Genomic DNA, 7,278 nt, shown 5'->3' with positions numbered 1-7,278 from the left:
TACCCTGATCGGCAGCTGGGCGATATAAGCTTTATCTTTTGATGGCAGACTCTTCAAAGATTCCAGCCCTTCTTTTGAAACCTGGGAAGCGTATCTTCTGGGAACATTAGTAGCGATGAACGGTAATTTTTTATCTTTCGCAAAATCAGCCAGCGGTTGGTAGTCGGTGGAAAAATTATTCCACAATCTTGCGGAATCCTTTAAGGTTTTGGCATCAAACATTCCGCTCAGATATTTGTTTAATTGGGGCTGATTGTCTCTTTCAAACATTTCCGCCCCTAAGATCAGCTGGCCGTTTTTCTTTTGGTACAAAGCTTCCGTTACTTTCAGCTGCAGCCAGTGGTTGATGGAATTGTTATGGTTTTCACCAAAGAATACGACATCATAGCCGGCCAGTTCATCCACCAGTTTTTCCGTTTTCACTTCCTTTCCTTTTCTGTCATAAAACTGATAGGATTTGAAATCCTGTGCATGAATTGAACAGAAAGCAACCAACAATATAGAGATAAAGATATTTTTCATAATGAATAATTTGTTAACGCAAATGACACGAATAAGAATCACAAAGATCACCATATAATTGTAAAGATAACTTCTGAATTTTAAAACCTGTTTAATTTTAACTTAATACCATATTTACAATTATCAGGCAAATACATCTGTGGGATGTGCCAGATCTGCGTGAATATAAAAGACAATTAAGCAGGCAATAAGGCTCGGACATAATTTTAGACATGCATTAGCTATGTAATTTGTGAAGCTATCTGTGACATTTGTGTTTAAACTGAAGAAAAAGCCGCCCTGCAAAAAAAACAGAACGGCTTTAAAAAATGAATCTGACTATTTATTTTTCCAGCTCTGCCACAAGGTCTTTCCATTCCTGCAGCTCAGGGATTCCCGGCTTTCTTTTTCCGAAGAACTGAACGATGAAATCTCCTTCTTTATTGAAGACTTCAATCGCTGTCACTTCGCCGTCTTCCGTTGGTTTCTTCACGATCCAGGCTTCTGCGATTTTGGTTACATCCAGATGTAAATTGAAATCCGGATCCATTACGTTGAACCATTGCTGGTGCCACAACGTTTTCTTTACATTTCCGGTGTGGATCTGGATAATTCCCCTGTTTCCTACGAAAATCATGACCGGAAGTTCTTTTTCCGATGCATCTTCCAGTACATTTACTACTTTGGAACTTTCAATTTTTTGGGTAAATCCTTCCGGCGCCAGTCTCAGTGCCTGTGTTCTGCTTACCCCGAATTTCCGGGTCATCATGAAGAAATCGTGGGTATCTTTCAATGATTTCCATGCATGCTGAAAACCTTCCACATCAATTTCAGAATCCGGTTTTTCTTCCGCCTTCGGGGCTACCGCTTCAAATTCAAGAGCTGAATGCTGTTCATCGCCCTTAAATTTCTCCACGATTGCATCGAAAGCCGCTTCGTTACTGTATTTGGTAAGATAAATTTTATGAAGCGCCAAGCCGTCTTTTCCGAAGAACTGCAGGCTCTTTTTATCTCCTTCCACCACGGCAAAAGCAAATTTCCAGTGGTTCAGGAAAATCCTTAAATCAATATCTTCACCCACAAAAAGCTGGGCATGCGGACTGCTGAAATCGCCGTTCTGGTAAGTTCCTTTTCTTTCGTGGACACACTCGTCGTTACGGGTAAGAGCCATTACTTTTCCTAATTGTTCGGCTTCCGTTAAAATATTCTGAAACTCCGGCTTCAGTACCGTTACGCCTTCTCCAACACTGGTTGCCAATAGTTCGGCTTCGCTTACACCCAGTTCTGCCGCTGCATTTCTGATTCTCAGGTGCGGATTTTCAGCTTTAAGAGCTTCCCATTTTTCTTTTAGATCGTTTACTAATGTGCTCATTATTTTATTTTTTTATGGTTAAAATCGTGTAATTTCTTGTTATGGTTTCTTCTCCTGTTTTGCTTTTCACTTCTTCTTCCCTTTCGGAAACCGTCATTCTGCTGAAGTAGCTTCCGGAAACGGTCTCCTCCATTTCATCGGTATTGTACAGGGTAAAATCGAATTGGGTAAACGGCAGTTTTTCCATGAAATCCCTCTGTCCGAACGTCAGAACAAAAGTTCCTGTCTTTTTCAGAACCCGGTAGATTTCATTTAAATAATCCACCGGCTGCTTCCAGAAATAAACCGTGTTTACGGTAACTATTTTATCAAATGTTTTATCTTCAAAAGGCAGCTTTTCTCCGTCATACAACACAAAATCCGCCTGGTCCCTGAAGGCTTCGTTTAATCTTTTGGCTTCGTTGTGCATGGTCGCAGAAATATCGATTCCCGTATATTTTATGTTTTGGGCCCTGTTTAAAATACTCTTCACATGGCCTGCATTTCCGTGGCCGATCTCAAGAATATGTTCGTTGTCTTCGATCAGGAGTACTTTAATGCTTTCCAGCGTCATCCCGATGTTGGTGGCATTCATCATCTCGCCGATCTCGATCCCTTTTTCGCCTTCGGGATGGGCAAGGTTTTGGGCTAATATTTTTAGTTTCTCCTGGTCCATTATCCGAAAATGATCATAGGGTTAGCGGTGACCGGGTGTTCGCAGATGGTACACGGAAAATTGTAAGCATTGCTGATGTTTTCAGCAGTAAAAACTTCTTCCGGTGTTCCGTAGGCGGCTACTTTTCCCGATTTCATTAATAATATTTTATCAGCGTACTGCGCCGCGAGATTCAGATCGTGCAGAACGACAACCGCAGAATTGGCTTTCCGGGTAAACTTCTTAATGGTTTCCAAGGCTTTGTACTGATGTTTTACATCCAGGTTGTTCAGCGGCTCGTCCAGAAACAGCAGCTTATGGGCAATTTCATTCTGCAGCTGGGCCATCACTCTGGAAAGATGCACCCGCTGCTTTTCTCCGCCGGACAGCGTATTGTATTCCCTGTCCTTCAAATGGAATACATCGGTTTCATACATCATGTTGTTCATGGCTTCGTGATCTTCCCGTTTCGGCTGGGCATCAAAATACGGATACCGTCCCATCATCACCACATCTTTCACTTCCAGTGGAATATCGTTGCTGTTGTGCTGGGAAAATTTAGCCTTGTGTTTCGACAGTTCCGGTACCGCCCAGTCAGTGATCGGTTTGTCTTTGAAGAAAACCTGCTGCTTTGATTTCACTTCATTAGCCAGTACACTCAGCAGGCTGGACTTTCCGGCTCCGTTCGGACCGACGATCGCCAGGAATTCACCGTATTCCAGATGGACATCCACCGCATCCAGGATATGGAATTCCTTATGTTTATAACTGATCTGATGCGCCCTGATCATAACAGTGATTTTTTAAATTTAACTAAAATTGCAATAAAAATCGGACCTCCCATGAGAGCGGTCAGAATCCCGACCGGCAGTTCCGAAGGTTCGACAATACTTCTGCTGAACGTATCGGCAGTGAGTAACAGAATGCTTCCAAAAATGGCCGATAGCGGCAAAATGAAAGCATAATCGGATTTAAAGAGAAGCCTTAAAATATAAGGTACGATAAGGCCCACAAAACCGATCGTTCCTGAAAAGGCAACGCAGCTTCCGATCATCAGCGCGGTAATGAGGATGATCTGCTTCTTCAGCCGCTCTACATTAATTCCCAGATGCTGCGCATCTTTCTCACCCAGCATCATGGCATTTAACGCTTTGCCTTTTGGCAGCAGAATAAAGTAAGAGATCACTAAAACAACCGCCAGGATACTGTTCTTGGTCCAGGTGGCGGCGGCAAGGCTTCCTAAATTCCAGAACGTGAGATCCCTCAGCTGGTCATCTTTCGAAATATAGATCAGGAAACCGGTGATGGAAAAGCCAATAGCCGTAATGGCTACCCCGCTCAGCAACATCATGACAACATTTGTTTTTCCCCCGCTTGTCGAAATCCTGTAGACCAGCAGCATGGATAAGAAAGAACCGATGAAAGCAGCGATCCCCACCAGTGAAAACTGTACCGCTTCAGGAAGATACTGCTTGAAGTGCCCTCCTAAAACGATGGTAACAGCGGCAAGTAAAGTTGCTCCCGAGGTAAGTCCTATCAGATCCCCTGTGGCCAGCGGATTTTTAAATAATCCCTGTAAACTTGTCCCCGAAACGGCCAGCATGCTTCCGATGAGAATGGCCATCACAATTCTGGCCGCCCTTACTTCCCAGACCACATACCGATCGCTTAAAGACAACCCCGGATCTCCTTTCATCATTTTACCCAGCACTTCAAAGGCCGACTTTCCTCCGAAATCATAAACTCCGGTATTAAGAGACCATACTGCTATCATGGCCAGCAGTATGGCACTTATGCTGACGTAAACGTATAATTTACTTCGTGTTTTCAATTAACAGCTTGTTTAATCCTACAGCAGCTTCCCCCAATCTCGGTCCGAAGCCTGAAACCAGACCTCCGTCCATCGCAATGATCTTTTTGTTTTTCCCGGCATTGGTCTGGGCAACGCCCGGCATTTTTAAAGCCCCTTCGTTTCCTCCGGCACCCTGCAATCCGCTGGTAAAGAAGAAGAGCACATCAGGGTTGGCTTTCACCACCGCTTCAGGGGTTAACGGTTTGAAATCTTCGAAATCATTAACTGCATTTTCGCCGCCGGCAAGTTCAATGAGAGAAGCCATCGGTGTATTTTTCCCGGAAACCATCAGCATATTCCCTCTGGCATAGATGAACAGGACTTTCGGTTTTTTGGCAATCGGCTGGATCTGTTTCAGGTCGGCATCAATTTTATCATTCAGTTTCTGGTAATCGTCGCTTCCGATGGTTTTTGCCACGTCTGCGATGAGTTTTTTGGTTCCGTCTACGGTAAATTCCTGCTTAAAGATCTCCGTTTTAATTCCGGAAGACTTTATTTTCCCCATCAGTGCCGGGTTGATGTCTTTATCCGAAGCTAAAATCAGGGTCGGGGAAACAGCCATAATCGGTTCTATGGTCATCGACCTTACATGTCCCAGGTCTTTGGCCGTCGCTTTCAGCGATTCCGGATACGTGCTGGTGACATCGGTGCCCACAATTTCTTTTTCATGGCCCAGAGCGGCTACGATTTCCGTAATTCCTCCGTTCAGGGTGACGATCTTATTGTTGGATTTCGGGGTCTCCGAGCTTACTTCCGTGGCATTTCCTGTTTTGGCGCTTTCCTCTTTTTTACAGGCGTACACAGCAACCAGCATGGAGGCGGCAAGAATGAATTTTTTCATGATCTACTTATTATTTGATTATATTATAAAGGTTTGTATTCGAACTGGGGAAAGCCTCTTTCTCCCTTTAAGTTGGTGATCCTGGAGAATTTCACTTTGAAATAATATCCGTCTGCATCCTTTATTACATAGAAACGGTCACCATAAACTTCCAGTCCATTGGTCCCTACCGGATTTCTCCAGCTGGCTCCGATAGTCCGCTGATCGGTATATGTAAACTTAGCAGGATCTATATCAGACAGTTTGAAATTATTATAGGCATCCAGTCCTGAGCCTGAGGTAACAAGGACCTCATAAGCACCCACTCCGCCCACATTGTTATGCGTCACGAAATCGGCAAAGATATAGCTTCCAGCCCCATCGATTGTGTTGGTAAATACTGTAAAACAAAGATCCCACTTGTTTTTTTCCGGCTGAATGAAAAGCTGCCTCTTATCTTTCAGGCTGACGAAACTATAATTATAAGCTGTATTTTTAGCAACCGTAACTTCATAATAATTAGTTCCATCGAGATCTGCAGATTTCACCTTATACCCTTCTCCTGCTCTAAGGATCTGTACTTTTTTCCAGCCCCGGCTGTCACCGCCTGTTGCTACAGATCCTGCAGCTACCGTCCCGGTATAAATTTCTTTCCCCATGTTTACAAGATAAACCGGATTATCGGCATCATTCGCTGCGATCTCCTGAATAGCGGTATAGCCTTCAGGAAAATTACCTTTGACCTCATCAATATAAGCAACATTGGAAGGATTGAAGTTAGCGACCTGTACCTGGCTCATCAGTGCAGTAACATTAGACTGATCAACCTGGCTGAAATCATGAGTACCGGTAACTTTGCCCGCCGCCATCATAATGGAGGAATTCAATATTACTTTAAAGCTGCTTCCTGAATAAAAGGCGAGATCCCAGTCAGTTCTTCTGGTAACAGTCTGTTTGGGCCTGTTATCACTGTCTACGTCGCTCAGATCAATCCATATCTGATTAGGCTGTGTCGGTCCTCCTACATTCGGGTCTGTTATGGATCCCTGGACTCCTGGTACCGCTACTGCTTCTTCATTATCATTGATACAGGACTGGGTAATGAATAAAGCACCTACTAAAAGCGTAAAAAGTATTTTTTTCATTGTTTTTATTATTAAAAATTATAATTTAATCTCGCGAAATAGCTTCTTCCGTAGAAAAGATTCTGATTGTTGTCCCCTGCATTATGGCCGTCCCCTACAGCAGTAGTATTCCTGATGGAGGATACATCAAAGATATTTTTGATTCCAAGGCTTATTTCAAAATGATTATTGAAAAAAGGCTGGGAAACGGTAAAATTCAGCATATTGAATGCATCAATTTCACCCAGGACATACTCTCCCGCATCAAGGGGATCCGATGAATTGCTACGATGGACGTATTGCCGGTTTTTGCCGGTATATTTGTAATACAGGGCAAGAAGCGTGTTCGTTTTTGCAAAGGTGTAATTAGCAGCGAGATTGGCTTCCACATAAAAATTGTAATCATCCGGAGAGGTTAGTTTTCCGGTATTCATTACCCTTGAAATTCCCATAGCGGAGATTCCGGTATTTATAGATAAGTTGTCTTTTCTTATATTCAGGCTCCCGCCCAAAAGCACTGATTTATAATCATCTACATTAACATAGGTGTATTGCAGCGGACTCGGGTTCGTAATAACGCTTTCGATACGGTCCTTCACCTGCAGATACATTCCCGAAAAGCTGAGATTGAACTTCCATTGCCCGGCAGTGGCAGGATTGTAATCCCAGAAAAGGCCAGTGGAATATCCGGTTTCAGGAGTAAGATCCGCATTTCCCCGGATATCATGGTTATTATCCACCAGATAGGTGTACAGTTCAGTATAAGTCGGAAATCTGTTTGCAGAACCGAAGACACCTCTCAGATCAGACTTTTCAGAAAAATTATATTTTGCAGTAAAAGAATAATTGAACTGCGAATCGAACTGATCACTTAAAGCCAGCCTTGCTCCGGGGCGCAGAGAAAGCTGATCATTCAGCTTCCATTCTGCTGACAGGAAATTGGCATAATTAAAAATTGTCCGGTTGATATTTTCT

8 protein-coding genes are annotated in these 7,278 nt (G+C 43.4%); all 8 read right to left on the bottom strand.

Annotated elements, in window-relative coordinates:
* Positions 1 to 522 (bottom strand): ChaN family lipoprotein (locus QZ735_RS10355; protein ID WP_294247857.1); only part of this gene is annotated, 522 nt, incomplete at its 3' end.
* A gap of 322 nt (positions 523 to 844) precedes the next feature.
* Entirely contained in the window at positions 845 to 1,873 is a 1,029-nt protein-coding gene (locus QZ735_RS10350) for a ChuX/HutX family heme-like substrate-binding protein (protein ID WP_294247854.1), read from the bottom strand.
* A 4-nt stretch (positions 1,874 to 1,877) separates the two neighbouring features.
* Positions 1,878 to 2,528, bottom strand: coding sequence for a class I SAM-dependent methyltransferase (locus QZ735_RS10345; RefSeq protein ID WP_294247851.1), 651 nt, complete (start codon positions 2,526 to 2,528; stop codon positions 1,878 to 1,880).
* A complete protein-coding gene (locus QZ735_RS10340) occupies positions 2,528 to 3,298 on the bottom strand; it encodes a heme ABC transporter ATP-binding protein (RefSeq protein WP_294247848.1) in 771 nt (256 codons plus the stop codon). Before QZ735_RS10340 ends, QZ735_RS10345 begins: the two co-directional genes overlap by 1 nt.
* Positions 3,295 to 4,338 carry an iron ABC transporter permease gene (locus QZ735_RS10335; protein WP_294247846.1) on the bottom strand — a complete coding sequence of 348 codons (1,044 nt, stop codon included), beginning with the start codon at positions 4,336 to 4,338 and terminating at the stop codon, positions 3,295 to 3,297. Before QZ735_RS10335 ends, QZ735_RS10340 begins: the two co-directional genes overlap by 4 nt.
* Positions 4,322 to 5,200, bottom strand: coding sequence for a hemin ABC transporter substrate-binding protein (locus QZ735_RS10330; protein ID WP_294247844.1), 879 nt, complete (start codon positions 5,198 to 5,200; stop codon positions 4,322 to 4,324). The genes QZ735_RS10335 and QZ735_RS10330 overlap by 17 nt, the downstream gene beginning before the upstream one ends.
* A gap of 23 nt (positions 5,201 to 5,223) precedes the next feature.
* Entirely contained in the window at positions 5,224 to 6,324 is a 1,101-nt protein-coding gene (locus QZ735_RS10325) for an HmuY family protein (protein WP_294247842.1), read from the bottom strand.
* 11 nt (positions 6,325 to 6,335) lie between these two features.
* The coding region (locus QZ735_RS10320) for a TonB-dependent siderophore receptor (protein ID WP_294247839.1) at positions 6,336 to 7,278 on the bottom strand (943 nt) is incomplete at its 5' end.

This window comes from uncultured Chryseobacterium sp. (genome assembly GCF_913776365.1).
Lineage (GTDB): Bacteria > Bacteroidota > Bacteroidia > Flavobacteriales > Weeksellaceae > Chryseobacterium.
The sequence above is the reverse complement of the archived record's forward strand: the minus strand, read 5'-3'. Positions and strand labels throughout refer to the sequence as shown.

Coding starts and splice junctions, on each gene's coding strand:
- QZ735_RS10325 (WP_294247842.1), bottom strand. CDS start 6,324: ATGAAAAAAATACTTTTTACGCTTTTAGTAGGTGCTTTATTCATTACC.
- QZ735_RS10340 (WP_294247848.1), bottom strand. CDS start 3,298: ATGATCAGGGCGCATCAGATCAGTTATAAACATAAGGAATTCCATATC.
- QZ735_RS10350 (WP_294247854.1), bottom strand. CDS start 1,873: ATGAGCACATTAGTAAACGATCTAAAAGAAAAATGGGAAGCTCTTAAA.
- QZ735_RS10330 (WP_294247844.1), bottom strand. CDS start 5,200: ATGAAAAAATTCATTCTTGCCGCCTCCATGCTGGTTGCTGTGTACGCC.
- QZ735_RS10345 (WP_294247851.1), bottom strand. CDS start 2,528: ATGGACCAGGAGAAACTAAAAATATTAGCCCAAAACCTTGCCCATCCC.